27 protein-coding genes are annotated in these 26730 nt (G+C 64.3%); 12 read left to right on the plus strand and 15 right to left on the minus strand.

Annotation, left to right across the window (positions count from 1 at the left end):
• Positions 1-333: 333 nt before the first annotated feature.
• Entirely contained in the window at positions 334-1680 is a 1347-nt protein-coding gene (locus tag CAG44_RS20280; protein ID WP_085692869.1) for a sorbosone dehydrogenase family protein, read from the plus strand.
• On the opposite strand, the gene CAG44_RS20285 is transcribed toward CAG44_RS20280, so the two are convergent.
• From CAG44_RS20285 to CAG44_RS20305, 5 genes are all read right to left on the minus strand, one after another.
• Positions 1646-2179, minus strand: a complete 534-nt coding sequence (locus CAG44_RS20285; protein ID WP_085692870.1) for a C40 family peptidase — start codon at positions 2177-2179, stop codon at positions 1646-1648. The genes CAG44_RS20280 and CAG44_RS20285 overlap by 35 nt on opposite strands.
• A gap of 139 nt (positions 2180-2318) precedes the next feature.
• Positions 2319-2972 carry a C40 family peptidase gene (locus tag CAG44_RS20290; protein WP_085692871.1) on the minus strand — a complete coding sequence of 218 codons (654 nt, stop codon included), beginning with the start codon at positions 2970-2972 and terminating at the stop codon, positions 2319-2321.
• Between the two features lie 125 nt (positions 2973-3097).
• Positions 3098-3805: a DnaA regulatory inactivator Hda gene (gene hda, locus CAG44_RS20295; protein ID WP_015269238.1), complete on the minus strand. Its 708-nt coding sequence runs from the start codon at positions 3803-3805 to the stop codon at positions 3098-3100.
• Positions 3806-4066: 261 nt separating this feature from the next.
• On the minus strand, positions 4067-5140 hold the full coding sequence (locus CAG44_RS20300) for an AI-2E family transporter (protein ID WP_025338019.1): 1074 nt from the start codon (positions 5138-5140) through the stop codon (positions 4067-4069).
• A gap of 12 nt (positions 5141-5152) precedes the next feature.
• A complete protein-coding gene (locus CAG44_RS20305) occupies positions 5153-6220 on the minus strand; it encodes a DUF2066 domain-containing protein (protein ID WP_085665679.1) in 1068 nt (355 codons plus the stop codon).
• Positions 6221-6560: 340 nt separating this feature from the next.
• Between CAG44_RS20305 and purM the strand changes: the two genes are divergently transcribed.
• From purM to CAG44_RS20325, 4 genes are all read left to right on the plus strand, one after another.
• A complete protein-coding gene (gene purM, locus CAG44_RS20310) occupies positions 6561-7619 on the plus strand; it encodes a phosphoribosylformylglycinamidine cyclo-ligase (protein WP_013971366.1) in 1059 nt (352 codons plus the stop codon).
• Positions 7619-8272: a phosphoribosylglycinamide formyltransferase gene (gene purN, locus CAG44_RS20315; protein ID WP_085692872.1), complete on the plus strand. Its 654-nt coding sequence runs from the start codon at positions 7619-7621 to the stop codon at positions 8270-8272. Before purM ends, purN begins: the two co-directional genes overlap by 1 nt.
• 8 nt (positions 8273-8280) lie before the next feature.
• Positions 8281-8991, plus strand: a complete 711-nt coding sequence (locus tag CAG44_RS20320) for a DUF3108 domain-containing protein (RefSeq protein WP_025338015.1) — start codon at positions 8281-8283, stop codon at positions 8989-8991.
• Positions 8992-9296: 305 nt separating this feature from the next.
• Positions 9297-9479 (plus strand): hypothetical protein, encoded by a 183-nt coding sequence (locus tag CAG44_RS20325; RefSeq protein ID WP_085692873.1) that lies wholly within the window; start codon positions 9297-9299, stop codon positions 9477-9479.
• Between the two features lie 45 nt (positions 9480-9524).
• Here the strand turns inward: CAG44_RS20325 and CAG44_RS20330 are convergent, their stop codons facing one another.
• From CAG44_RS20330 to CAG44_RS20365, 7 genes are all read right to left on the minus strand, one after another.
• The gene (locus tag CAG44_RS20330) at positions 9525-10064 is read right to left on the minus strand and encodes a DUF2058 domain-containing protein (RefSeq protein WP_025338014.1); all 540 of its coding nucleotides are present in this window, start codon (positions 10062-10064) and stop codon (positions 9525-9527) included.
• Between the two features lie 26 nt (positions 10065-10090).
• Positions 10091-10924 carry a nucleoside triphosphate pyrophosphohydrolase gene (mazG, locus tag CAG44_RS20335; protein ID WP_025338013.1) on the minus strand — a complete coding sequence of 278 codons (834 nt, stop codon included), beginning with the start codon at positions 10922-10924 and terminating at the stop codon, positions 10091-10093.
• Between the two features lie 145 nt (positions 10925-11069).
• The gene (gene relA / locus CAG44_RS20345) at positions 11070-13310 is read right to left on the minus strand and encodes a GTP diphosphokinase (RefSeq protein WP_015269231.1); all 2241 of its coding nucleotides are present in this window, start codon (positions 13308-13310) and stop codon (positions 11070-11072) included.
• 96 nt (positions 13311-13406) lie between these two features.
• A complete protein-coding gene (gene rlmD / locus CAG44_RS20350; protein ID WP_085692874.1) occupies positions 13407-14765 on the minus strand; it encodes a 23S rRNA (uracil(1939)-C(5))-methyltransferase RlmD in 1359 nt (452 codons plus the stop codon).
• On the minus strand, positions 14766-15665 hold the full coding sequence (cysM, locus tag CAG44_RS20355; RefSeq protein ID WP_085692875.1) for a cysteine synthase CysM: 900 nt from the start codon (positions 15663-15665) through the stop codon (positions 14766-14768).
• A gap of 161 nt (positions 15666-15826) precedes the next feature.
• Positions 15827-17218, minus strand: a complete 1392-nt coding sequence (locus tag CAG44_RS20360; RefSeq protein ID WP_085692876.1) for a sensor histidine kinase — start codon at positions 17216-17218, stop codon at positions 15827-15829.
• 3 nt (positions 17219-17221) lie between these two features.
• A complete protein-coding gene (locus tag CAG44_RS20365; RefSeq protein WP_085692877.1) occupies positions 17222-17941 on the minus strand; it encodes a response regulator transcription factor in 720 nt (239 codons plus the stop codon).
• A gap of 193 nt (positions 17942-18134) precedes the next feature.
• On the opposite strand from CAG44_RS20365, the gene CAG44_RS20370 reads away from it, so the two are divergent.
• The 4 genes from CAG44_RS20370 (at position 18135) to CAG44_RS20385 (ending at position 22919) form a co-directional block, all read left to right on the plus strand.
• On the plus strand, positions 18135-20891 hold the full coding sequence (locus CAG44_RS20370) for a response regulator (protein WP_075044003.1): 2757 nt from the start codon (positions 18135-18137) through the stop codon (positions 20889-20891).
• Positions 20892-21059: 168 nt separating this feature from the next.
• Positions 21060-22049, plus strand: coding sequence for a 2-hydroxyacid dehydrogenase (locus CAG44_RS20375; RefSeq protein WP_085692878.1), 990 nt, complete (start codon positions 21060-21062; stop codon positions 22047-22049).
• Between the two features lie 31 nt (positions 22050-22080).
• Positions 22081-22518 (plus strand): hypothetical protein, encoded by a 438-nt coding sequence (locus CAG44_RS20380; protein ID WP_004375491.1) that lies wholly within the window; start codon positions 22081-22083, stop codon positions 22516-22518.
• Positions 22515-22919 carry an META domain-containing protein gene (locus tag CAG44_RS20385; protein WP_004375489.1) on the plus strand — a complete coding sequence of 135 codons (405 nt, stop codon included), beginning with the start codon at positions 22515-22517 and terminating at the stop codon, positions 22917-22919. Before CAG44_RS20380 ends, CAG44_RS20385 begins: the two co-directional genes overlap by 4 nt.
• A 126-nt stretch (positions 22920-23045) precedes the next feature.
• On the opposite strand, the gene CAG44_RS20390 is transcribed toward CAG44_RS20385, so the two are convergent.
• The gene (locus CAG44_RS20390) at positions 23046-23510 is read right to left on the minus strand and encodes a TlpA disulfide reductase family protein (RefSeq protein WP_015269224.1); all 465 of its coding nucleotides are present in this window, start codon (positions 23508-23510) and stop codon (positions 23046-23048) included.
• A gap of 85 nt (positions 23511-23595) precedes the next feature.
• On the opposite strand from CAG44_RS20390, the gene arsC reads away from it, so the two are divergent.
• The 3 genes from arsC to CAG44_RS20405 are packed head-to-tail and all read left to right on the plus strand — an operon-like array spanning position 23596 to position 24957.
• A complete protein-coding gene (gene arsC / locus CAG44_RS20395; protein ID WP_085692879.1) occupies positions 23596-23949 on the plus strand; it encodes an arsenate reductase (glutaredoxin) in 354 nt (117 codons plus the stop codon).
• Positions 23946-24551: an NAD(P)H:quinone oxidoreductase gene (gene wrbA / locus CAG44_RS20400; RefSeq protein WP_085593198.1), complete on the plus strand. Its 606-nt coding sequence runs from the start codon at positions 23946-23948 to the stop codon at positions 24549-24551. The genes arsC and wrbA overlap by 4 nt, the downstream gene beginning before the upstream one ends.
• Positions 24544-24957 carry a DUF2069 domain-containing protein gene (locus tag CAG44_RS20405; RefSeq protein WP_085593200.1) on the plus strand — a complete coding sequence of 138 codons (414 nt, stop codon included), beginning with the start codon at positions 24544-24546 and terminating at the stop codon, positions 24955-24957. Before wrbA ends, CAG44_RS20405 begins: the two co-directional genes overlap by 8 nt.
• A gap of 132 nt (positions 24958-25089) precedes the next feature.
• Here the strand turns inward: CAG44_RS20405 and CAG44_RS20410 are convergent, their stop codons facing one another.
• Positions 25090-25761: a DNA-3-methyladenine glycosylase I gene (locus CAG44_RS20410; RefSeq protein WP_085692880.1), complete on the minus strand. Its 672-nt coding sequence runs from the start codon at positions 25759-25761 to the stop codon at positions 25090-25092.
• 4 nt (positions 25762-25765) lie between these two features.
• On the minus strand, positions 25766-26590 hold the full coding sequence (gene ttcA, locus CAG44_RS20415; protein WP_012270926.1) for a tRNA 2-thiocytidine(32) synthetase TtcA: 825 nt from the start codon (positions 26588-26590) through the stop codon (positions 25766-25768).
• Positions 26591-26730: the final 140 nt, after the last annotated feature.

A 26730-nucleotide genomic window follows, 5' to 3' on the forward strand; every position in this document is an offset into this window, starting at 1 on the left:
TTTGTCAAACGCGACAAAAAGTAACCAAAAAACGCTGGCTCCTATCATCCGGCCCCTACGCTGCGCTCCGGGGTCCCCTCGCTACGGGCCTGCTCCCGGGAGTACGCGCTGCAGGCCCCATCCATGGGGCCTCAGCGCTTGACGGGCATCCATGCCCGTCACCTCCCTCCGCAGTCCCTTCGCTCGGCCTCCTGAAGTCGCAATCGGCGGCGCCTGAACTATCGCGCGCTTAGAAGCAAAAGCAACGGCAACGGCAGTTGGATGGTTCCCGGGAACCCGGCGAACGTCGCCGACCTCTCAGTTCCATAGGCCTTCTTAGGAGGATGCCCGCCCATGAAACACCTGATGCCTTGGTTATTGGCTGCCAGCCTGACTGCCTGCGGCGAAACCGCCCTGCTGAATGTACTCGACGGCAGTGGGCCAACCCCCCAGCTGCCTGCTCCGGTCAAGACCACCCTCCCCACCGTGAATATCGCCCCGGCAGTGGGCTGGCCCCAGGACGCCAAGCCCGAAGCAGCACCAGGCACTCAGGTGAAAGCGTTCGCCACCGGGCTCGACCACCCTCGCTGGCTATACCTGCTGCCCAACGGCGACGTGCTGGTAGCTGAAACCAATGCCCCGCCCAAACCCGAAGATGGCAAGGGCCTGCGCGGTTGGGTCATGAAGAAGGTGATGAAGCGGGCAGGTGCAGGTGTGCCCAGCGCCAACCGCATTACCCTGCTACGTGATGCCGACCACGACGGCGTAGCTGAAATCCGCACGACCTTCATCGAAGAGCTCAACTCACCGTTCGGCATGGCCCTGATCGGCAAGGACCTCTACGTCGCCAACACCGACAGGCTGCTGCGCTTTCACTACGAGCCCGGTGCCATGCAAATTCGCAATGAAGGCCAGCCGGTAGTCGAGTTGCCAGGCGGGCCGCTCAACCACCACTGGACCAAGAACGTCATCGCCAGCCCCGATGGCAAGAAGCTTTTCGTGACGGTCGGCTCCAACAGCAACGTAGGTGAAAACGGTATGGACAAGGAACAGGGGCGCGCCGCAATCTGGGAAGTGGACCCCGCCAGCGGCCAGCACCGCCTGTTCGCCACCGGCCTGCGCAACCCTAACGGCCTGGCCTGGGAGCCGCACAGCAGTACGTTGTGGACGGCAGTCAACGAGCGTGACGAGATCGGTAGCGATCTGGTACCGGACTACATCACTTCCGTGAAGGACGGCGGTTTCTATGGCTGGCCCTATAGCTACTACGGCCGCCACGTGGACGAGCGCGTGCAACCGCCAGCGCCTGAAAAAGTAGCCCAGGCGCTGGTGCCCGACTACGCCGTGGGCCCACACACGGCATCGCTGGGGCTGGCATTCGCCGAACCGAATGGGCTACCACCGCCCTTCGAACAAGGGGCATTCGTGGGCCAGCACGGGTCTTGGAACCGCAAGCCGCACAGTGGCTACAAGGTGATTTTCGTGCCGTTCGACCCGTCAGGAAAACCCTCGGGCAAGCCAGTGGACCTGCTTACCGGTTTTCTGGATGAGCATGGCAAGGCCCAAGGGCGCCCGGTCGGCATAATCACCGACGGGCGTGGCGGCGTGCTGGTAGCCGATGATGTCGGCAATGTGGTCTGGCGGGTGAGCAAAGCCCCGCCTGCCCTCAGGGGTTCTGCGCCAGATGCCCTTGCGGAATGACGCGCTTGGCCTGCAGGTAAGCCTTGGCCCAGTAGCTGTTGGACAGGTAGTCAAGGCGCACCGTGCCGCCGCTGGAGGGTGCATGCACGAAGCGCCCTTCCCCCACATAAATGCCAGCATGGCTGACCTGCGAGCCGCCACTGGTGGCGAAGAACACCAGGTCACCGGACTGCAGCGACTTGGCATCCACGGTTGGCGCGCGCATGACGATCATCTCACGCGTCGAACGCGGCAGGCTGATGCCGGCAGCATCACGGTAGACGTACTTGATCAGGCCACTGCAATCGAAACCGGAGTCCGGTGTGTTGCCGCCCCAGCGATAAGGCGTGCCCACCAGGCCGATAGCACGCATCAGCACGTCATCGGCAATCGGCGAAGGGCTGGGCTGGCTATAGGTTACCTGCGGCTGTACCACAGGGGCCGGCGCAGGCGCACGGCTGGAGCAGGCAGCCAGCAAGGCTGCCAAGGAGAGAAATGCGAAGCGCACCATCTTTACCATGGCCAGAACATCCTGTCTGAGTCCGCTGGGCCGCAGCCGAAAAGAATTGAGAATTTAGATTAGACGCTTTCTATAAATGCGCACGGCGGCGAGCTTTTTTCAAAGCATCGCCGCCGCGGCAGGATATATCATTTTGCTATCAGTTGCGCGCGATATTGGTGGTCGGCGCCATGGCCAAGGCACGCTTGGCTTCGATGAAGGTCTTGCTCCAGTAGCGGTCGCCGAGGCTGTCGATGCGCACACCACCGCTGCGGCGGCTGCTGGAGTGGATGAACTGGTTGTCACCCAGGTAGATGCCGGCATGGCTGACGCGACCGCGACCATTGGTGCTGAAGAACAGCAGGTCACCTGGCTTGAGCTTGTTGCGGGCCACTTTCGGGGCATCGACGTTGATCATTTCACGCGTGGAACGCGGCAGGGTAACGCCCGCCTCTTCGCGGAACAGGTAGCCGATGAAACCACTGCAGTCGAAGCCGGACTTCTCCGAGGTACCACCGAAGCGGTAGCGGGTGCCGATCAGCGACATGCCGCGCTCGAGAATGCTGTCAGCCAGAGCTGGCAACTGGTAAGGCTTGCTGCTGGAGAAAGCCTCCAGGTCATCTTCGGTGGCCAGCTCTTCCGGCTCGCCGAATACCGACGAGGACGAGGCTTTGGCCTTGAACGCCGATTGTGCGGCGATCGGGGAGTGATCCTGGGGCTGCAACTCTGAATGAGAAGCTGGGCCTTGGGCCGCGCAGCCAAAAAGCAGGGTCACGAGTGCGAGTGGCACGAGGGGTGCGAAGCGCTTCAGCATGGGCACGACCGTGTCTGTAATCCTTTAGAAGGGTGAAACTATGCCCTCTATCATGGCCATTTGCAAATTTTATCGAAAAAGATGTGACTTTTTTGTTTTGCCGCTCTGGCCCAGCGTTTTCGGGGTTACCAACCCAGGGTTTCCTTGAGGAACGGGATGGTGAGCTTGCGTTGTGCCTGCAACGAGGCCTGGTCGAGACGTTCGAGCAGGTCGAACAACGCACTCATGCTGCGTGCGCCGCGGGTGAGGATGAAGTGACCGACTTCGTCGGTAAGGTGCAGGCCACGGCGCGAAGCACGCAGTTGCAGGGCACGCAGCTTGTCTTCGTCGGACAGGCCACGCATCTGGAACACCAGGGCCAGGGTAAGCCGCGACTTCAGGTCGGGCAGCTTGATTGGCAGTTCGCGCGGCGATGCCGAGGCAGCCAGCAGCAGGCGCCGGCCGCTGTCGCGCAGGCGGTTGAACAGGTGGAACATGGCCTCTTCCCAGTCAGCCTTGCCGGCGATCACGTGCAGGTCGTCGATGCACACCAGTTCGTACTGGGCCAGGTAGTCGAGCAGCTCTACGCCACGATCGAGCAATTGCGCCAGTGGCAGGTAGACGGCTGGCTCGCCGCGTTGCTGGAAGCGGTGGGTGGCGGCCTGTAGCAGGTGGGTACGGCCAACACCTTGCTTGCCCCACAGGTAGATAAGGCTCTCGGTCCAGCCGGCGTCGGCTTCGCATAGCCGCTCGACGTAGCCCAATGCCGCGGCATTGGCGCCCGGATAGTAGTTGATGAAGGTGGCGTCATCGCGCAGGCGCACACCCAGGGGCAACTGGATCGGTGGTTTCATGCTCGCGGGCGGTCGACAGGACCGCAGGGGGCCTTTGGTGAACAATGTGCAAAGTCTATACCCGCAGCGCGGGGCGCACAATCGCGGCAGCGGATAGCACAAGTAAAATCAACGAGTTGCGCTTTTTTTGGCTGTTTTTGGGGCTGCTTTGCAGCCCTTCGCGGGCTTGCCCGCTCCCACAGGGGGCGCGTAAATCATGGCCTCAGCGACACACCTGTGGGAGCGGGCAAGCCCGCGAAGGGCCGCAACGCGGCCCCGGGATCACAACTCCGGGTCGATATCCCCTGCATACATGTCCGATTCCTTGTACAGGTCATGTACATGCCGCAGCAGCACCATGATCACCGCCGCCACCGGCAGCGCCAGCAACACCCCGGTAAAGCCGAACAGCTCACCGCCGGCCAGGATCGCGAAGATCACCGCCACCGGGTGCAGGCCGATACGGTCGCCGACCAGCAGCGGGGTCAGCACCATGCCTTCCAGCGCCTGCCCGACCATGAACACCGCGACGATGCCCAGCATCGGGTACAGGTCGCCGCCGAACTGGAACAGGCCAGCCACCAAGGCCGCGCCGATACCGATGATGAAGCCCATGTACGGCACGATGGCAGCCAGCCCGGCGAGCATGCCGATCAGCAGCCCCAGTTCCAGCCCCACCAGCATCAGCCCGGCCGAATAGATGATGCCCAGGGCCACCATCACCATCAATTGCCCGCGCACGAACGCCCCCAGCACTTCATGGCATTCGCCCGCCAGTCCCATCACTTGCGGCTCACGATGGCGCGGTAACAGGCCACGCAGCTTGGCCATCATCAGGTCCCAGTCACGCAACAGATAGAAACCCACCACCGGGATCAGCACCATGTTGGCCAGCCAGGCCATCAGCGCCAGGCTCGATGCGGTGGCATGGGACAGCAGCACGCCGACGATATCGGTGGTCTGGCCCATGTGCGTGCCGATGGCGGCCTTGATCTTGTCGAACTTCCAGAAGCCGTCAGCCAGGCCCAGGCGGCTCTGCACCCAGGGCAGCGCCACGTGCTCGAGCCAGTCGAGCATCTGCGGCGCCAGTTCGTACAGGCGCACCAGCTGCTTGGCCAGCAGCGGCACCAATACCAGCAGCAAGGCCAGCAACAGCAAGGTAAACAGGCCGAAAACCACCACCACGCCCCAGGTGCGCGACAGCCCCAGGCGCTCCAGGCGGTCGACCAGCGGGTCGGCCAGGTAGGCCAGCAGGATGCCGACCAGGAACGGGGTAAGAATATTGTGCAGGCTGTAAAGCAGCACGGCGACCAGCAGGGCAACACCCAGCCAGATCCAACGACGTACGTCGGTCACAGTGTGCTCCCCTTACCAGCGAAAACGCAAACCGTCGAACGGCTTGGGTGCTGGCTGGGCCGGCACTGGTTGCCCAGCGCCGGCAGCGTCTGCCGGAGCTGGAGGGGGCTGCACAGCGGGCGCCTGCTCTACCGGTACTTCCTGCAGCTTGGCCAGGCCAAGCTGGGCGCGCAGCTGTTCGCGGTTGGCGGTCACACCGTAGGTCAGGGTGCTGCCTTCGGCCATCTGCAGGCGCGGGCCAAAGGGTTCGAGTACGCGGGCCAGCTCGGCGTAGCGCTGCAGGTTCATCCCCTGCACTTGCACCTGCAACTGGCTGCTGGCGCCCGGGCGGGTGACGTAGCGCGGCGCCAGGCGGCTGCTGAGCGCCAGCATCACGGCGTCGGCCAGTGCTGCCGGGTCGGCACCTTCGGCAGTGCCTTGTTCACGCTGGTCGCCCAGCCACAGCTGCCATTTGCCCTGCCACTTGCCGTCGGCTTCCCGGGCATGCACCGCCAGCAAGGCATCGGCGCCGTAGCGCCCTGAGGCTTCGCGCAACGCCGCAGGGTCACTGCCTTCGATCTGCTCGGCATTGGCCACCAATTGCTCCTGCAGGTCGGCCAGCGGCAGGCGCAACGGCAAGCCACGGTGCTGCGCGGCGCGGCGCAGGGGTTGGGCGCTGGCCTGGCCGTCACCGACCAGGTTGCTGCCTTCGGCACTGTCGTTCAGCCACCAGCCGAGGATCGAGGGGCGGTTGCTGCCCCACAAGGCCAGGCCGGCCTTGCGCAAGGCCCGTTCGGTACTGCCAGGGTCGAACTCGACCAGCACCGACTCGGGTGGCCCGGCTTCGCTGGCGACCTGGTTGATGATTTGCTGCGGGTCCTTGCGCAGCCCGGCCAATGCCGGGCTTTGCGCTGCCTTGGGGTCGCCGGTCAGGCGCGTTACCAGGGTATCGAGGGCCTGGATGGTAGCCGCGGCACGGGCTTCGGCGCCCTGCCCGGATACCGGTTCGCGCACCTGGTACAGGCCGGAGACACTTTCAGCCTGGGCAGTGGCCGAGATCAGGGCCAGGCAACCGACTGCCAGAATATTGAAGAGACGCATGGAGGATTCCTGTCCAGAACACATGGAGCGACGGGGCGCTGCCTGCAGGCTGTGACCGCCACGGGCAAGAAATGCTCCGTGGCACCGGGCATTTCTGCCTGCCACCTTTCCTATACCTTATACAGCCACCCGCGCGGCAACCAGTCGCGGCCCGTGAAAGGATGTTTTTTTAATGCTTTCGGCACCTGCCCGTCGGCCTGAGGATGGCCGCTGCCCGGCAACCCTGATAAAATCGCGCGCCTTCACAGACCACTGACGTTTCAGGCAGCCGCCGCTTACCAGCCGGCCTTGGCCGTCATGGTCGTTTTTAAGAATCCCTCCCTCCTAAAGGCCTGGATCAATGAGCAAGCAACCCTCCCTGAGCTACAAGGACGCCGGTGTAGACATCGACGCCGGCGAAGCACTGGTCGAACGCATCAAGGGCGTGGCAAAACGCACCGCACGCCCTGAAGTCATGGGTGGCCTGGGCGGCTTCGGCGCCCTCTGCGAGATCCCGGCCGGCTACAAGCAGCCGGTGCTGGTCTCCGGCACCGACGGCGTCGGCACCAAGCTGCGCCTGGCACTGAACCTGAACAAGCACGACAGCATCGGCCAGGACCTGGTCGCCATGTGCGTCAACGACCTGGTAGTGTGCGGCGCCGAGCCGCTGTTCTTCCTCGACTACTATGCCACCGGCAAACTGAACGTCGACGTGGCCGCCACCGTGGTCACCGGCATCGGTGCCGGTTGCGAACTGGCCGGCTGCTCGCTGGTCGGTGGTGAAACCGCCGAAATGCCTGGCATGTACGAAGGCGAAGACTACGACCTGGCCGGCTTCTGCGTCGGCGTGGTGGAAAAGGCCGAGATCATCGACGGCTCCAAGGTTGCCACCGGCGACGCACTGATCGCCCTGCCGTCCTCGGGCCCGCACTCCAACGGCTACTCGCTGATCCGCAAGATCCTCGAAGTGTCCGCCACCGACATCGAGAACACCCAGCTGGACGGCAAGCCGCTGACCGACCTGCTGATGGCGCCGACCCGCATCTACGTCAAGCCGCTGCTGCAACTGATCAAGAACACCGGCGCGGTCAAGGCCATGGCCCACATCACCGGTGGCGGCCTGCTGGACAACATCCCGCGCGTACTGCCGGCCAACGCCCAGGCGGTCATCGACGTGGCCAGCTGGCAGCGCCCGGCGGTGTTCGACTTCCTGCAGGAAAAAGGCAACGTCGACGAGCATGAAATGCACCGCGTGCTGAACTGCGGCGTCGGCATGGTCATCTGCGTGGCTCAGGATCAGGTAGAAGCTGCCCTGAACGAACTGCGCGCCGCTGGCGAGCAGCCATGGGTGATCGGCCACATCGCCGAAGCCGCCGAGGGCGCTGCCCAGGTCGAGCTGCAGAACCTCAAGGCACACTGATGCCAAGCAAGACCTGCAATGTAGTGGTACTGCTGTCGGGCTCCGGCAGCAACCTGCAAGCCCTGATCGACAGCTGCCAAGGCCAGGACAGCCCGGTGTGCATCCGTGCGGTGGTTTCCAACCGCGCCGATGCCTACGGCCTGCAACGCGCCGCGGCGGCCGGCATCGACAGCGTCGTGCTCGAGCACACCCAGTTCGACGGCCGTGAAGCCTTCGATGCCGCGCTGATGGCGCGCATCGATGCTTTCGCCCCGGACCTGGTGGTGCTGGCCGGTTTCATGCGTATCCTCAGTGGCGACTTCGTGCGCCACTACCAGGGCCGCCTGCTCAACATCCACCCGTCGCTGCTGCCCAAGTACAAGGGCCTGCATACCCACCGCCGGGCGCTGGAGGCAGGCGACGCCGAGCACGGCTGCAGCGTACACTTCGTGACTGAGGAACTCGATGGCGGCCCACTGGTCGTACAGGCTGTGGTACCGGTGGCGTCTAACGACACCGTCGAAAGCCTGGCCCAGCGGGTACACCGCCAGGAACACCTGATCTACCCGCTGGCGGTGCGCTGGTTCGCCGAAGGGCGCTTGCGCCTTGGCGAACAGGGTGCATTACTGGATGGCCAGCCCCTGGCGGCCAGCGGTCACTTGATTCGATCCTAGGAGAATTTATGCGTCGCGCCCTGCTCTTGGCTCTCGCCGTGCTCGCCCTGCCCCTCCAGGCAGCTGATCTGAAGCCTTTCTCGGCCAGCTACACCGCAGACTGGAAGCAACTGCCCATGAGCGGCACCGCCGAGCGCAGCCTGGTCAAGAATGCCAACGGTACCTGGGACCTTAACTTCAAGGCTTCCATGATGATCGCCAGCCTGACCGAGCAAAGCACCCTGCGCCTGGACAACGACACCCTGCTGCCGCAGAAGTACCACTTCGAGCGTGGCGGCCTGGGCAAGGCCAAGAAGGTCGACCTGACCTTCGACTGGAACAGCAAGAAGGTCACCGGCAGCGACCGTGGCGATGCCATCAGCCTGCCACTGAACCGTGGCGTGCTGGACAAGTCGTCCTACCAGCTGGCCCTGCAGCATGACGTGGCCGCCGGCAAGAAGAGCATGACCTACCAGGTAGTCGACGGTGACGAGATCGACACCTACGACTTCCGCGTGCTGGGCACCGAAAAGGTCACTACCAAGACCGGCCAGGTCGATGCGGTGAAGGTCGAGCGCGTGCGCGACCCAAGCCAGAGCAAGCGCATCACCGAGCTGTGGTTCGCCAAGAACTGGGACTACCTGCTGGTGCAACTGCGCCAGGTCGAGACCGATGGCAAGGAATACGTGATCGTGCTGCAGGATGGCACGGTCGATGGCAAGCCGGTGAAGGGCAACTGAGCCAGCGCTGCCAGCAGCACCCGAAGCCCCGCCTTGTGCGGGGCTTTTTTCTGCCTGACGTTTCTGGCCCGTCTGTACCGGCCCTATCGCCGGCAAGCCAGCTCCCACAGGGACCTCAGAGCCTGAGCCCTTGTGCAGTACCTGTGGGAGCTGGCTTGCCGGCGATAGGGCCAGCCCAGGCAATACATCTTCCAGCTTCATGAAACTTGTTTCATGCCGGTTTTATTTACTTAGCCTGCTAACAAACTCTATAAAGAGGTTGTGCGACACAGTGTCGCAGCCAACTGAAGCAGTGGAGTTTAACGATGACAGTCCAAGTAACCGAACGCGACGAATCGAAAATGTCCCACGAAACCCTGACCGCTGGTGTGCGGATCTGGGATGTGCACCAACAGGGCCAGCTGGTGGGGATGTTCCACAACGAACATGAAGCACACCAGTACCGTACAGAGCTGGAAAACCTGGAAAACCAGCGCGCCACGCAATGACCCATCTTCAAATGAAAAACCCCGCCAAGGCGGGGTTTTTCGTGGTTACCACATCAGATCATCAGGGATCTTGTAGGCCGCGTACGGGTCGTCCTCGTCCGCTTCCTCGACATGGGTATTCAGCAACAGGATACGGTTGGGGTCGCGCTCCTGGATCTTCACCGCCGCCTCACGAGGGATCACCTCGTAACCGCCGGCAAACGACACCACGGCCAGCGCGCCATTGCTCAGCTTGGTCCGCATCAGGGCATTGACGGCAATGCGCTTGACCTTCTTGTCGTCGACGAAGTTGTAGTAGTCCTCGGTGCTCAGCTTCGGCAGGCGAGTCGCTTCGATCAACTGCTTGATCTGCGCGGCGCGGGCCTTCTGCTCGGCTTTTTCCTGCTGCTGGCGGTTCAGCTCCTGGTCACGCTTGGCTTTCTCGGCCATGGCTTCCTTGGCCAAGCGCTGCTGGCTGTCGTCCACCTCGACCTGGCCTTTGTGCTCCAGGCGTTTCTGTTTCTTCTCGGCCTTGTTGGCCTGGGAAACCTGTTTCTGGTTGACCAGACCGGCTTTGAGCAGTTGGTCGCGAAGGGAAAGGCTCATGAATGTTCACTCACTTATGCAACAGCTCAGCCGCAGCTGGGCAGGTTCTTTTCCTGACGTTTGGCTTCACCCCAAAGGGCATCCAGTTCGTCAAGGTTACAATCTTCGATGGGTCGGCCACTGTCGCGCAATGCCTGTTCGATGAAGCGGAAACGCCGCTCGAACTTGCGATTGGCACGGCGCAGGGCGTGTTCCGGGTCATGCTTGAGGTGGCGGGCCAGGTTGACGGCGGCAAACAGCAGGTCGCCGATTTCATCCTCGAGCGCATCGGCATCGCCGTCGGCCATGGCCTGCAGCACTTCATCCAGCTCTTCGCGGACCTTGTCCAGCACCGGCAATGCCGCAGGCCAGTCGAAACCGACCGTGGCCGCGCGCTTTTGCAGTTTGGCTGCCCGCGACAATGCCGGCAATGCCGCTGGTACGTCGTCGAGCAGCGACAGCTGTTCGGGCTGGCTCTTTTCCGCCCGCTCTTCAGCCTTGATTTCTTCCCAGCGTGACTTGACCTGGGCCTCGCTCAGGCTGGGGGTGTCCACCGGCGCGTACAGCTCGCCGGTGGGGAATACATGCGGGTGACGGCGAATGAGCTTGCGGGTGATGCTGTCGACCACGCCGTCGAACTCGAAACGCCCTTCCTCGCGGGCCAGCTGGCTGTAGTAGACCACCTGGAACAGCAGGTCGCCCAGCTCACCTTGCAGGTGCTCGAAGTCGCCACGCTCGATGGTGTCGGCAACCTCGTAGGCCTCTTCGATGGTGTGCGGGACGATGCTCGCGTAGTTCTGCTTCAGGTCCCACGGGCAGCCGTACTGCGGGTCGCGCAGGCGGGCCATGAGGTGCAGCAGGTCTTCGAGGGTGTAGGTCATGGTCAGCTATTCCTCGGCGGGGGCTTTGCCCCCGATCGCCGGCAAGCCAGCTCCCACAGGTATTGCACAGAGCTTGAGGCCTGCGGAGTACCTGTGGGAGCTGGCTTGCCGGCGATGGGCCGCACAGCGGCCCCAATCCAGATTATCAAGGGGTACGATTACGCCGCGTCTCGATGATGTTTGGCAACTGCGAGATCCGCCCCAGCAGGCGCCCCAGCGCATCCAGGCCTGGAATCTCGATGGTCAGCGACATCAGCGCGGTGTTGTCTTCCTTGTTCGAGCGGGTGTTCACCGCCAGCACGTTGATCTTCTCGTTCAGCAGCACTTGCGATACATCGCGCAGCAAGCCCGGGCGGTCGTAGGCACGGATGACGATGTCGACCGGGTAGGTCTGCACCGGGATCGGCCCCCAGCTGACCTGGATCATGCGCTCCGGCTCCTTGCCCGCCAACTGCAGCACCGAGGCGCAGTCCTGGCGGTGGATGCTCACGCCGCGGCCCTGGGTGATGTAGCCAACGATGGCGTCACCCGGCAGCGGCTGGCAGCAGCCAGCCATCTGCGTCAGCAGGTTGCCGACGCCCTGGATCTGGATGTCGCCACGCTTGCCGGTACGCGGCCCGGTAGGTTTGCGCGGTACCAGTTCGATCTGCTCGATGCGCTCGGGCTCCAGCAGCTGCTGGGCGGCGTTGACCAGGTGCGCCAGGCGCAGGTCACCAGCACCGAGCGAGGCGAACATGTCCTCGGCGGTCTTGACGTTGGTCTTCTCGGCCAGGCGCTCGAAATCCACCTGCGGCAGGCCCAGGCGGCTGAGCTCGCGTTCGAGCAAGGTCTTGCCAGCCGCGACGTTCTGGTCGCGCGCCTGCAGCTTGAACCAGTGCACGATCTTGGCCCGCGCCCGCGAGGTGGTGACGTAGCCCAGGTTGGAGTTCAACCAGTCACGGCTGGGGTTGCCATGCTTGCTGGTGATGATCTCGACCTGCTCGCCGGTCTGCAGGCTGTAGTTGAGCGGCACGATGCGCCCGTTGATCTTGGCGCCGCGGCAGTTGTGGCCGATTTCGGTGTGCACGCGGTAGGCGAAGTCCAGCGGCGTGGCACCCTTTGGCAAGTCGATGGCGTGGCCGTCCGGGGTGAACACGTAGACCCGGTCCGGCTCGATGTCGACCCGCAGCTGCTCGGCCAGGCCACCGATGTCGCCCAGCTCTTCGTGCCACTCCAGCACCTGGCGCAGCCAGGAGATCTTCTCTTCGTAATGGTTGGAACTGGACTTGACGTCGGTGCCCTTGTAGCGCCAGTGGGCGCAAACCCCAAGCTCGGCCTCCTCGTGCATGCCGTGGGTACGGATCTGCACTTCCAGCACCTTGCCCTCGGGGCCGATCACCGCGGTGTGCAGCGAGCGATAGCCGTTCTCCTTGGGGTTGGCGATGTAGTCGTCGAACTCCTTGGGGATATGCCGCCACAGGGTGTGCACGATGCCCAGCGCGGTGTAGCAGTCGCGGATTTCCGGCACCAGCACGCGGACCGCGCGCACGTCGTAGATCTGGCTGAACTCCAGGCCTTTGCGCTGCATCTTGCGCCAGATCGAATAGATATGTTTCGCCCGGCCGCTGATGTCGGCCTTGACGCCAGTGGCCAGCAGCTCGTTCTGCAGCTGGTTCATCACCTCGCTGATGAAGCGCTCGCGGTCCAGCCGGCGCTCGTGCAGCAGCTTGGCAATCTGTTTGTACTGGTCGGGTTCGAGGTAGCGGAAGGACAGGTCTTCCAGCTCCCACTTGATGTGGCCGATACCCAGGCGGTGCGCCAGCGGCGCATAGATGTCGAACACCTCGCGCGCGACACGCAGGCGTTTCTCGTCGTCGGCGGCCTTGACCGCTCGGATCGCGCAGGTACGCTCGGCCAGCTTGATCAGCGCCACGCGCACGTCGTCGACCATGGCCACGAGCATCTTGCGCAGGTTCTCGACCTGCGCCTGCGAACCCAGTACCAGCGATTGGCGCGGGCTGAGGCTGGCGCTGATGGCGGCCATGCGCAGCACACCGTCGATCAGCTTGGACACCACCGGGCCAAAGCGCTGGCTGACCTCGGCCAGGGTCACCTTGCCCTCGCGCACCGAGCGGTAGATGACCGCAGCCACCAGGGAATCCTGGTCGAGCTTGAGGTCGGCGAGGATTTCGGCGATCTCCAGGCCCGCCTGGAAGCTGGACGTACCGTCCGCCCAGGAATGCTTGGCCGGGTTGCCCTTTTTCTCGACTTCATGGGCAAACTCGCAGGCCTCTTTCAGCGCTGCGCGATCCAGTGCCGAATCGACGCTTACCACATGGTCCAACCATGCTTCGAGATTGATACTGCCGTCGGTGTTGACCGGCTGGTGCACTCTCACCTGTACCATCTTTGTTTTACCTTTCCATACAGCGCACCACGCGGGTGCGCTGGCAATCACCGTGCGGCCACCCTTCCGTGAAAGCCGCACCAAGGGGCCAGTCAGCTAGCCCGCTTCGAATAACGCCATGGCCTCGACATGCGCCGTCTGAGGAAACATGTCGAGAATCCCGGCCCTTTTTAACCGGTACCCCTGGCCGACCAGCACCTGGGCGTCTCGCGCCAGCGTGGCCGGGTTGCACGATACATAGACCAGCCTTCTGGCCTTGAGGCGGGCGATGCCTTGCACCACCTCGAAAGCACCGTCGCGCGGTGGATCCAAGAGTACCGCAGAAAAGCCCTCGGCGGCCCATCCGGCGCCCGCCAAAGGCTGCGATAAATCGGCCTGAAAAAACCGTGCGTTATGCACATTGTTGTTCCGGGCATTGGCCGCGGCCCGATCGACCATGGCCTGCACACCTTCCACTGCAACCACCTCGCGCGCCTGGCGGGCCAGCGGCAGGGCGAAGTTGCCCAGGCCGCAGAACAGGTCCAGCACGCGCTCGTCGGCCTGGGGTGCCAGCCAGGCCAGGGCCTGCTCGATCATCGCCGTGTTGACCTGGGCATTCACCTGCACGAAGTCACCCGGGCGCCAGGCCAGTTCCAGCTGCCAGGGCGCCAGGGCAAAGCCCAGTTGCGCGGCTGGGTCCACTGGCGCCGGCTCACCTTCGCCCTGCAGCCACAGCTGGGCATTGGCCTGCTCGCAGAATGCCTGCAGCCTGGCCAGGTCTTCAGCCGGCAACGGCGCGACATGGCGCACCAGCAGCGCCTCGGCAGTGCCGCTGAACAGTTCCACATGGCCCAGCGCCTGCGGCTTGCTCAGCGAGCGCAGCACGGTCGGCAAGTGGCGCAGAATCGATTGCAAGGGCTGTACCAGCACCGCGCAATCGTCAATGGCAATGATGTCCTGGCTGGCTTCGGCGCGGAAGCCGACCTCCAGCTGGCGCGCCTTGGCGTCCCAGCGCACTGCCACGCGGGCGCGGCGCCGGTAACCGAACTCCGGCCCGCTCAGCGGTGCGGCCCATTCCTCGGGCTGCACGCCGGCCACCCGCTGCAGCTGCTCGGCCAGGGTGCGCTGCTTGAGCGTCAGCTGCGCTTCGTGCGGCAGGTGCTGCAGGTTGCAGCCACCACAGCGCTCGTAATACCGGCATGGTGCCTGACGGCGCTCGGGGCTGGCCTGCAGCAGGCGCTCAAGGCGTGCCTCGACCACTTTGCCACGGGCATTGAGCACCCGCGCCTCCACGGCCTCGCCGGCCAGGGCGCCACTGACGAACCAGGTGCGCCCTTCGTGGAAGGCAATGCCCCGGCCGTCACCCGCCAGGCGCTCGATTTCCAGGCGCTGCTTCTTGCCCACCGGGACCTGGGGGCTGCGGTTGCCGCCGGCCGGCTGGAAGCGCAGGCCGCTGTTGCTTTTCTTCTTGGACATTTAGCTCGGGTCGAACAGGCCGGTGGACAGGTAACGGTCGCCGCGGTCGCAGATGATGGCGACCATCGTGGCATTTTCCACCTCGCGGGACAGGCGCAGCATGGCCGCGACTGCACCACCGGAAGACACGCCGCAGAAAATGCCCTCTTCACGGGCAAGGCGGCGGGTGGTTTCCTCGGCTTCCTGCTGCGACATGTCGACCACGCGGTCGACGCGGCTGGCGTCAAAGATTTTCGGCAGGTATTCCTCGGGCCAGCGGCGGATGCCCGGAATGGCCGAACCTTCCATTGGTTGCAGGCCGATGATCTGCACCGCCGGGTTCTGTTCCTTGAGGTACTGCGAGCAGCCCATGATGGTACCGGTTGTACCCATGGAGCTGATGAAATGGGTGATGGTGCCCTGGGTCTGCTGCCAGATCTCGGGGCCGGTGCTGTTGTAGTGGGCGATGGGGTTGTCGCCGTTGGCGAACTGGTCCAGCACCAGGCCGCGGCCTTCGGCCTGCAGCTTCTCGGCCAGGTCACGGGCGCCTTCCATGCCCTCCTCCTTGGTCACCAGGATCAGCTCGGCGCCGTAGGCGGTCATGGCGGCCTTGCGCTCGGCGGTAGAGTTGTCGGGCATGATCAGGATCATGTTGTAGCCCTTGATCGCCGCAGCCATCGCCAGGGCGATGCCGGTGTTGCCGGAGGTGGCTTCGATCAGGGTGTCGCCGGGTTTGATCTGGCCGCGCAGTTCGGCGCGGGTGATCATCGACAGTGCCGGGCGGTCCTTCACCGAGCCGGCGGGATTGTTACCTTCGAGCTTGAGCAGGAGGGTGTTGCTGGTTTCGCCAGCGATACGCTGCAGGCGAACCAGGGGCGTATTGCCGACGCAATCGGCGATGGTTGGGTACTGCAAGGTCATGGCGTATTTCACAATCCGGACGGCAGGGGTGCCTATCATACCGGCAAACCCTTCCCGGCCATATCACGCAATCTGTGGTGAATATAGCTACAAGCTATATCGGTGTGACCTGTGCTGGCCTCTTCGCGGGCTTGCCCGCTCCCACAGGGATTGCGCTGCATTCAAGATAAATGCTGTACCTGTGGGAGCGGGCGTGCCCGCGAAGGGGCCGGGACATGTATTGGCAAGCGCATCCACAACCGCAGCCCGCGTTTGCCATTCTGCGCCCACAAGGTGCCACCCTGGCGCTGGATGGCACTGCGGGCAATGCTCAGCCCCAGGCCGAAACCGCCATCTCCGGGCCGCGAACCGTCCAGCCGCGAGAACGGTGCAAAGATCCGCTCCAGGTCTTCTTCAGCCACGCCTCCGCCTTCGTCTTCCAGCCACAACCACCAATACCCGCCTTCACGCTGCCCACCGAGGCGCACCACACCATCGGCCGGCGAATGACGAATGGCATTGCGCAACAGGTTCTCCAGCGCTTGGGCCAGGTGGTTCAGGTTGCCCTGCACCCAGCAGTCGGCCGGCACTTCGCAGCGCAGCCGCGCCAGCGACCAGCCGCTTTCATAGCTGGCATTCTCGGCCAGCAGCTCCCACAGCGCCTGCACCTCGATCGGCTCCAGGTTCATCGGCGCACGTTCGGCGTCCTGCCAGGCCAGTTGCAGGGTGTCCTCGACCAGTTGCTGCATGCAGTCCACCTCCCGCGTCAGGCGTTCACGCAGGCGCTGCAGGTCGGTTTCGCCATCGCAGGCCACCCGCAGCCGGCTGAGTGGCGTACGCATTTCGTGGGACAGGTCACGCAGCAACTGCTGCTGCATGGCTACCGTGCCCTGCAGCCGCTCGGCCATCTGGTCGAAGGCTCGGGCCAGTTCGCCCAACTCGTCATGCCGGGCGATGGTGCGTGGGTCGAGGCGAGCCGACAACTGGTCGGCGCGCCAGGCATTGGCCTGCTCGCGCAACTGGTTCAACGGCACGATCAGCATGCGGTAAAGGCCCACGCACAACAGCAGGGTGAACAGGCCGGGGATGATGCCGTTGGTGACGATGCGCCACAGCATCCGATACTGCCCGGGGTTGAAGCGCTGCGGTAGTTCGATCACCAGCAGGCCCTGCTCCGGAGCCCCCGGGAACGGTATGCGCAGCCACGGCTGCTCGACGCTGCGCCGACTCATCGGCCAGTCGACACCGCGCAGGCGGGTCAGCCGCTGCATGATCTGCGGGTCGAGGCTGGCGCTGTCCAGCGGCCGCAGATTGAGGTCGAGCACGCCAACCCAGCCGCGTTCGCGCTGGTGCATCGCCGCCACCCAACGGTCCAGCCCTGCCCGCCCACCACTGCGCCAGGCCTGCTCGGCCTCGGCAGCATAGCCACGCAAGGCCTGCCGCGCCGGTTCCGAGAGGAAGGCGTTCTGGGTTTCCATGTGCCGGCCCCAGGTGTAGCTGAGGCCGATCATCAGCAGGCAGAAGCCCACCAGCAGGATCGCCAGCTTCCAGAACAGCGAGTGGCGGTCGGGCATGGGTCACTCCGCCTCGCTGGCGCTGAGTACGTAGCCTTTGCCCCACACGGTGCGGATCTGCCGTTCGTGATAGCCGATGCCCTTGAGCTTGCGACGGATCTGGCTGACGTGCATGTCCAGGCTGCGGTCATGCCGCGAATAGCCTCGCTGCAGCACTTGCTGGTAGAGGAACGGCTTGCTCAGCACTTCGTCGAGGTTGCGGTTGAGGATGTCGAGCAGGCGGTATTCGCTGGGAGTCAGGCCGGCCAGGCGACCCTCCAGGCGCACATCGCACAGTGCCTCGTCGTATTGCAGTTCGCCGCTGCCGGCACGCGCCTGCGGGGCTTGATGGCGCCGCTCGAGGGCCACGCGGCGCAGGATGGCCTCGATGCGTACCTGCAGCTCGGCCATGCTGAACGGCTTGGGCAGGTAGTCGTCGGCACCGCGCTGGAAACCGCTGATGCGGTCGGCCTCGGCGCCCAGCGCCGACATCAGGATCACCGGCGTGGCGCTGCGCTTGCGCAACTGCGCAAGGGCATCCAGGCCGTTGAGCCCGGGCAGCAGGATGTCCATGAGCACCACGTCGAAAGCCTGGCGCCCCGCCGTTTCCAGGCCCTCCAGGCCATTGCGGCACCAGGTCACCTGGAAGCCGCCGCGCTGCAGCTCTTCGTGCAGGTAGGCACCGAGGACCGGGTCATCCTCGATGGCGAGGATATTGGAGTTGTGAATATCTACAGGATTCATTGGCAACTGCCATGCATTCTCAATTGCGCAATTATTGAGTATCCAGCGCCTGCCAGGCAACCGCCCTGCGACCAATGCCCCTGCAAGGGCGCAAAACACGTACTAAAGAGGTGCAATAGCGCGGCAGGCGGAGTAACTTCCCGGCTTGGCCGTCATCGCTTGACGGCGTCCAGGCACATGACAGGAGGCGAGTGTGCTCGATCGCTTGGGAATCCGCAGCCGGGTCCTGCTGCTGGCCCTGCTGCCGGCCGGCCTGATGGCCCTGGTGCTGGGTAGTTACTTCACCTGGCTGCAACAGAACGACCTGCGCACCCAGTTGCTGCAACGCGGCAAGATGATCGCCGAGCAACTGGCGCCACTGGCCGCGCCCGCCATGGCCAAGCTGGCACCGGCGCAACTTGAGCGCATTGCCGCGCAAACCCTGGAGCAGGCCGATGTGCGTGCGGTCGCCTTCCTGGCCCCGGACCGCACGCGCCTGGCCCACGCCGGCCCGAGCATGCTCAACCAGCCACCCAGCGGCGGCACCGGCACCCAGCTGCTACAGCGCAGCGGCAATGACGCCACACGCTACCTGATGCCGGTGTTCGGCCACCATCGCGACTTGGCCACCGATGCCGTGCCGGCCGAATCCGAACGCCTGCTGGGCTGGGTCGAGATCGAGCTGTCCCACGACGGCACCCTGCTGCGCGGCTACCGCAACCTGTTCACCAGCCTGCTGCTGATCCTCGCCTGCCTGGTGCTCAGCGGCCTGCTGGCACTGCGCATGAGCCGCACCATCAACGACCCGATCAAGCGCATCAAGCACGCGGTCAACCAGCTCAAGGACGGCCACCTCGAGGAACGCCTGCCGGCCATGGGCAGCCATGAGCTGGACGAGCTGGCGCGCGGCATCAACCGCATGGCCGAAACCCTGCACAACGCCCACGAAGAGCTGCAGCACAGCATCGACCAGGCCACCGAGGACGTGCGCCAGAACCTGGAAACCATCGAGATCCAGAACATCGAGCTGGACATGGCGCGCAAGGAAGCCCTGGAGGCCAGCCGCATCAAGTCGGAGTTCCTGGCCAACATGAGCCACGAAATCCGCACCCCGCTCAACGGCATCCTCGGTTTCACCCACCTGCTGCAGAAAAGCGAGCTGACACCGCGCCAGCTGGACTACCTGAGCACCATCGAGAAATCCGCCGACAACCTGCTCGGGATCATCAACGAGATCCTCGACTTCTCCAAGATCGAGGCCGGCAAGCTGGTGCTCGACAGCATCCCCTTCAACCTGCGCGACCTGATCCAGGACACCCTGACCATCCTCGCCCCGGCCGCACACGCCAAGCAGCTGGAGCTGCTCAGCCTGATCTACCGCGATACCCCGTCGTCACTGATCGGCGACCCGTTGCGGCTCAAGCAGATCCTTACCAACCTGGTCAGCAACGCCATCAAGTTCACCCGCGAAGGCACCATCGTCGTGCGCGCCATGCTCGAAGACGAACACGAAGACAGTGCACAGCTGCGCATCAGCGTGCAGGACACCGGCATCGGCCTGTCGCCGCAGGATGTGCGTACGCTGTTCCAGGCCTTCAGCCAGGCCGACAACTCGCTGGCCCGACAGCCCGGCGGCACCGGCCTGGGGCTGGTGATTTCCAAGCGCCTGATCGAGCAGATGGGCGGCGAGATCGGCGTCGACAGCACCCCGGGCGAGGGTTCGCAGTTCTGGATCAGCCTCAACCTGCCCAAGGCCCACGACGGTGTCGAGGAGCTACCGCTGCAACCGCTGCTGGGCCGCCGCGCGGCCATCGTCGACGGCCACGAACTGGCGCGCCAGGCGTTGGAACACCAGCTGGAAGACTGCGGCCTCAGCGTCAGCCTGTTCGCCTCCTACGATCAGCTGCTGCAGGGTGTGCAGGCCGCCAGCCAGGCTGGCCTGCCGTTCGAGTTCGCCGTGCTCGGGGCCAACCTTGGCAACCTGTCGCCCGAGCAGCTGGGCCATTACCACCAGCAGCTCGAGCGCTACCATTGCCAGTGCGTGGTGCTGTGCCCGACCACCGAGCAGGCGCTGTACCATCCGTACCTGCCCAACGGCCATGGCCAGTTGCTGTCCAAGCCGACCTGCACACGCAAACTGCGCCGCCTGTTGCTGGAACTGGTGCAACCGCGCCGCCCGCAGGGCGAGGTGAACAGCGTCAACGGCCAGCGCCAGCCGAAGATCCTCTGCGTCGACGACAACCCCGCCAACCTGCTGCTGGTGCAGACCCTGCTCGAAGACCTGGGCGCCGAGGTGCTGGCCGTCGACAACGGCTATGCGGCGGTGCAGGCGGTGCAGGACGAGCCGTTCGACCTGGTGCTGATGGACGTGCAGATGCCCGGCATGGACGGCCGCGCCTGCACCGAGCAGATTCGCTTGTGGGAAAACACCCAAAGTGGCAACCCGCTGCCGATCGTCGCCCTCACCGCCCACGCCATGGCCAACGAGAAGCGCGCGTTGCTGCACGGTGGCATGGACGACTACCTGACCAAGCCGATCAGCGAACGGCAGCTGGCCCAGGTGGTGATGAAATGGACCGGCCTGAGCCTGGGCGCGCCACAGCAGGAACGCCTGGCCGAGCAACTGGCCAACGGTGATGACCTGAAGGTGCTGGACCCCGAGGAAGGCCTGCGCCTGGCCGCCGGCAAGGCGGACCTGGCGGCGGATATGCTGAGCATGCTGCTGACCTCGCTGGAAGCCGACCGCGAAGCCATACGCGCTGCCCGCGAGGCCGACGACCGCAACGGCCTGATCGAACAGGTGCACCGCCTGAACGGCGCCTCGCGTTATTGCGGCGTGCCGCAGTTGCGGGCCGCGTGCCAGCGCAGCGAGACCTTGCTCAAGCAGGAAAACCCGCTGGCACAGCAGGCACTGGACGAACTGGATGCGGCAATCAACCGCCTGGCGGCGCAGGCCAGATTGAGCGCCTGACCTCACCCGCCCTATCGCCGGCAAGCCAGCTCCCACAGGAAATCACTGCTCTTGAAGGCTGTGTTGTACCTGTGGGAGCTGGCTTGCCGGCGATAGGGCCGGTCCAGGTCAACACCCCTTTCAACCCGCTGGCTACAATCCCCAGACCATTGCAAAGGAAGCCCCACCATGCGCGCCCTGTTGTTCAGCAGCCAGCACTACGACCAGGAAAGCTTCACCCGTGCCGCCAGCGGCACCACCCTGGAGCTGCACTTCCAGCCCGCCCGCCTGACCCTCGACACCGCTGCCCTGGCCGATGGCTACGAGGTGGTCTGCGCCTTCATCAATGACGAGCTCGACGCCCAGGTGCTGCAACGCCTGGCCGCAGGCGGCACGCGCCTGGTCGCCCTGCGTTCGGCCGGCTACAACCATGTCGACCTGGCCGCCGCCCAGCGCCTGGGCCTGACCGTAGTGCGGGTGCCGGCCTACTCGCCGCACGCCGTGGCCGAACACGCCGTGGCACTGATCCTGGCCCTGAACCGGCGCCTGCACCGGGCCTACAACCGCACCCGCGAGGGTGACTTCACCCTGCACGGGCTGACCGGCTTCGACCTGCACGGCAAGACCGTCGGCGTGGTCGGTACCGGCCAGATCGGCACCGCCTTTGCCCGCATCATGGCCGGTTTCGGCTGCCAGTTGCTGGCCTATGACCCTTACCCCAACCCCGACCTGCTGGCCTTGGGCGCGCGCTACCTGCCATTGCCCGAGCTGCTGCGCGAAGCCCGCGTCATCAGCCTGCACTGCCCGCTGACCGAGCACACCCGGCACCTTATCAATGCACAAAGCCTGGCCCAGCTGCAGCCCGGCGCCATGCTGATCAACACCGGCCGCGGCGCGCTGGTCGACACCCCGGCGCTGATCGACGCGCTGAAGAGCGGCCAGCTCGGCTACCTGGGCCTGGACGTCTACGAAGAAGAAGCCCAGCTGTTCTTCGAAGACCGCTCCGACCTGCCGTTGCAGGACGACGTACTGGCCCGCCTGCTGACCTTCCCCAACGTGATCATCACTGCCCACCAGGCGTTCCTTACCCGCGAGGCACTGGATGCCATCGCCGCGACCACGCTGGACAACATCAACCGCTGGGCGGCAGGCAATCCACAGAATCTGGTGATGGGTTAGTGCTAGGATACGCGGCATTTCTGGAGGACCCATGGTCGAGCACGATTTCCGCTACACCCTTTTCAACCCGCAACACACCCTGATCGAGTGCCGCGCCCTGGTGCCGGGCCGCTATCAGGTCACCGGCAACGGCGGTTCGATGCACAAAGGCGACACTCTGTTGGTCACCCTCAAGGGCAGCAAGGACTTGTCCATGCGCCTGACAGTGGAGAGCGTGCGCCATCTGATCAACCCACGCGGCCAGTGGGTTGCCGTGGCAAGCGGCCCGGTGTTCAACGAGCTGGAAATCCTCACCTGGCAGGTTGCGTGCGACAGCTGCGACGCCGTGCTGGACTTCGAGTTCGCGGTGGACGCCAAGCTGGGCAAGAAAGCCCGCCAGCCTGCCGCCAGCGCGCGCGTTGCCGAGCTGGGCTGGGCCAGCCGTGGCGAAAAACACCTGTGCCCGCGTTGCCAGGAGAGCGCCGAGTGAAGAATCTGCTGACCGGCGTGCTGATTGCCACCGGCCTGCTCGGCTGCGCCGCGGAACCTTCGAAACTGCAGCAGGAGCGCAGCTACGTGCTGGAGTGGATTGGCGAACGGCCGCTGATCGATTACAGCCACCTGACCCTGACCTTGGCCAGCGATGGCCGTGCCTATGGCAACGGCGGCTGCAACCACTGGTTTGCGCCGTACACACTGGACGGCGAGCACCTGAGCTTCGGCAAGGTCGGCAAGACCCGCAAGCTCTGCGCACCGGCGTTGATGGAGCAGGAAAAGCGCTTCCTGCAGGCGCTGGAAACAGTGCAGCGCTGGGATGTGTCGCCTATCGAGCAGATGCGTTTCTGGCCGGCCGAAGGCAAGCCGCTGCGCTTCTGGCCTGAGGAAGGCTGAATCGCTATTGCCTGTACCGGCCCTATCGCCGGCAAGCCAGCTCCCACAGGTACTGCACAGGGTTCATATGCTGTGCAGTACCTGTGGGAGCTGGCTTGCCGGCGATAGGGCCGGTACAGGCTGACTTCAGGCGCCCTTCAGTGCCTTGATCTTGGCCTGCAGCCCTTCCAGGGTCTGCTCGCCCATCAGCTGTTCCCGCACCTTTCCCTTGTCATCGATGATGTAGGTCACCGGCAATGCCTCGCTACGTGGCAGGTCATAGCGCTCGGCCGGGTCCTGCGCCAACACGGTGAAAGCGATGCCCAAGGTTTCGGCAGCCTGCTTCAGCTCCTGCCCCTGCAAGCCATCGAAGTTCACCCCCACCACCTTGATACCGTCGGCCGCCCACTGCTTGGCTGCCGCGTTCAGTTCAGGGATTTCGGTACGGCACGGCCCGCACCATTCGGCCCAGTAGTTGAGCACCAGCCAGTGCCCGTCGATCTGTTCGGCCTTAACCGTATTACCGTGTTGGTCCACGCCATAATCGGCACCGCAACCACCGAGCAACAGGCTCGCGGTGATGGCCAGTACTGCTGCCAGACGCCTTGCCATGGGTCAATCCTTCTCGAGTTTTAAAGCAAATTGGTCAGTAGCTGCGGTTAGAATAGCCGCCACACCCTGCTGGATGCGACCCGACATGACCGACCTCACGCTCTATCATAACCCGCGCTGCTCGAAATCCCGCGGCGCCCTGGAACTGCTCGAAGCTCGCGGCCTGGCGCCGACCATCGTGCGCTACCTCGAGACCCCGCCCGACGCTGCCACCCTGAAGGCCCTGCTCGGCAAGCTGGGCATCGCCCCACGCCAGCTGCTGCGTACCGGCGAGGACGAGTACAAGGAGCTGAACCTGGCCGACCCGGCACTGACCGACGCACAACTGATCGAGGCCATGGCCCGGCACCCCAAGCTGATCGAGCGGCCGATCCTGGTCGTCGGTGACAAGGCCGTGGTCGGCCGACCGCCCGAGAAAGTACTGGAGATACTGCCGTGAGCCAGCCCTACATCCTGGTGCTGTATTACAGCCGCCATGGTTCGACCAGCGAGATGGCCCGGCACATCGCCCGCGGCATCGAGCTGGCCGGCATGGAAGCGCGCCTGCGCACGGTGCCGGCGATTTCCACCGAGTGCGAAGCAGTGGCCCCGGACATCCCGGCCAGTGGCGCGCTGTACGCCACCCTGGACGACCTGCGCCACTGCGCCGGCCTGGTACTGGGCAGCCCGACCCGCTTCGGCAACATGGCAGCGCCGCTCAAGTACTTCCTGGATGGCACCAGCAGCCTGTGGCTGGGCGGTGAACTGGTCGGCAAGCCGGCGGGCGTGTTCACCTCAACCGCCAGCCTGCATGGCGGACAGGAAACCACCCTGCTGTCGATGATGCTGCCACTGATGCACCACGGCATGCTGGTAATGGGCCTGCCGTACAGCGAATCGGCACTGCTCGAGACCCGCGGCGGCGGCACCCCGTATGGCGCCAGCCATCATGCTGGCGCCGACGGCAAGCGCGAGCTCGACCAGCACGAGATAACCCTGTGCCGCGCCCTTGGCCAACGCCTGGCGACCACCGCCAAGGCCCTGGAGGCCGCACGTGGCTAAGAAGCCCAAGGTATTGCCGGCGCTGGAATGGCTGGCACCGCGCCTGCGCCTGACGCGAGCGTTGAGCCTGGCGTTCTTCTTCGGCCTGATCGCCCTGCTGCTGGTGAACAACCTGTGGTTCGCCAACCTGCACGGGGCGCGGGTCGAGGTGATCCTGGCGATCGAACTGGTGCCGTTGCTGCTGTTGCTACCGGGCATGCTGACGGGCAGCGCCCGGGCACATGCCTGGACCTGCTTCGTGGTGAATATCTATTTCATCAAGGGCGTGCTGGCGGCGTTCGACCCCGCACGGGCGGTATTTGGCTGGGTAGAGGTGCTGGTGAGCCTGGGGCTGTTCATTGCCGGGCTGCTGTATGTGCGCTGGAAGTTCCAGCACGAACGGCGCATGGCGGGCGAAGGCAGTTGATATACGGGGGCCGCTTTGCGGCCCAATCGCCGGCAAGCCAGCTCCCACAGGTACAGCGCAAGGCTTGAGACCTGTGCTGTACCTGTGGGAGCTGGCTTGCCGGCGATTGGGCTGCAAAGCAGCCCCAAAATCTCAATGGTTGACGGTATGCGCCAGCATCACCGACAACTGGCACAGCGGCCGCCCACTCTCGGCATGCCACTGGTTGAACGCCTGCTGCACCAAGGCCAGGTCCCGCTGGCTGGTCGGCGGTTTGTCGATCACCTTCTGCGCAATCAACGCCGCAGCCATGTCATCGGTAGGGATGAACGTGTCCTTGCCGACCATGCGCAAGAAACGCGGTGCCGACAACCCGCCCAGCTGGTTGCCGTGCTTGGCCAGGTACTTCCACAAACCGACGATGTCGGTTACCGGCCAGTCGGCGATGAATGCGCCGAAACTGCCCTTCTCCTTGGCCACGTCAAGAATCATCTGCGCATTGCGCGGCACGCTCTTGAGCTTGCCCAGGTGGCGGATGATGCGCTCGTCGTGCATCAGCCGCTCGAGGTGCTCGGCGCCCATCAATACCACCTTCTCCGGGTCGAAGCCGAAAAACACCTGCTCGAACGCCGGCCACTTGGCATCCACCAGGCTGTGCTTGAGCCCGGCGCGGAACACGCGCAGGGCCAACGTCGACAGGTAGCGGTCGTCGCTGATATCACTCAGTTGCGCCGGTGTGCGCGGCTGCGGCAGGAAGGCCTCCAGGGCCTGGGCCGAGCCGAAGCGGTTCAGGCAGTACTCGTGCAACCACTGGTAATCGCGCATGGGCTCAGATGTTCAGCACGTCAAGGAAACGCGGGGTAGCGTTTTCGTCGATCTTCAGGCTGGTGAAGTCGAACAGGTTGCGGTCAGCCAGCTGCGACGGTGCCACGTTCTGCAGGGCGCGGAAGATGCTCTCGGTACGCCCCGGATGCTTGCGCTCCCACTCCACCAGCATGTCCTTGACCACCTGGCGCTGCAGGTTTTCCTGCGAACCGCACAGGTTGCACGGGATGATCGGGAATTCCTTCATGTCCGAGTAGGCCTGGATGTCCTTCTCGCTGCAGTAGGCCAGCGGGCGGATCACCACGTTGCGGCCATCGTCGGCGCGCAGCTTCGGCGGCATGCCCTTGAGCGCGCCGTTGAAGAACATGTTGAGGAAGAAGGTTTCGACGATATCGTCGCGGTGGTGCCCCAGCGCCATCTTGGTCGCGCCGATTTCGTCGGCGAAGGTGTACAGGGTGCCACGGCGCAGGCGCGAGCACAGCGAGCAGGTGGTCTTGCCCTCGGGGACCAGCTCCTTGACCACCGAGTAGGTGTCCTTCTCGACGATGTGGTACTCGACACCCAGTTCCTTGAGGTAGGCCGGCAGCACATGCTCGGGGAAACCCGGCTGCTTCTGGTCCATGTTCACCGCGACGATCTCGAACTTGATCGGTGCCACCTTCTGCAGGTGCAACAGAACGTCGAGCATGGTGTAGCTGTCCTTGCCGCCGGACAGGCAGACCATGACCTTGTCGCCATCCTCGATCATGTTGTAGTCGGTGATGGCTTCGCCGGCGAGACGACGCAGGCGTTTTTGCAGTTTGTTCTGGTTGACCGAGAGGGTGCCCATAGCGCTTGGATCCGCGAGGTGTGACAAAAGCCGGCTATTTTACGCACAAACGCGGCGGCGCTGTAGGCATTCCGATAAAGACTTCATTGTAATCAACAGCGCGCCTTACAGCGCAATTTGCTCTAAAAAGCACGGTTTAT

This window comes from Pseudomonas sp. B13(2017) (genome assembly GCF_002113245.1).
Taxonomy (GTDB): Bacteria; Pseudomonadota; Gammaproteobacteria; order Pseudomonadales; family Pseudomonadaceae; genus Aquipseudomonas; species Aquipseudomonas putida_Z.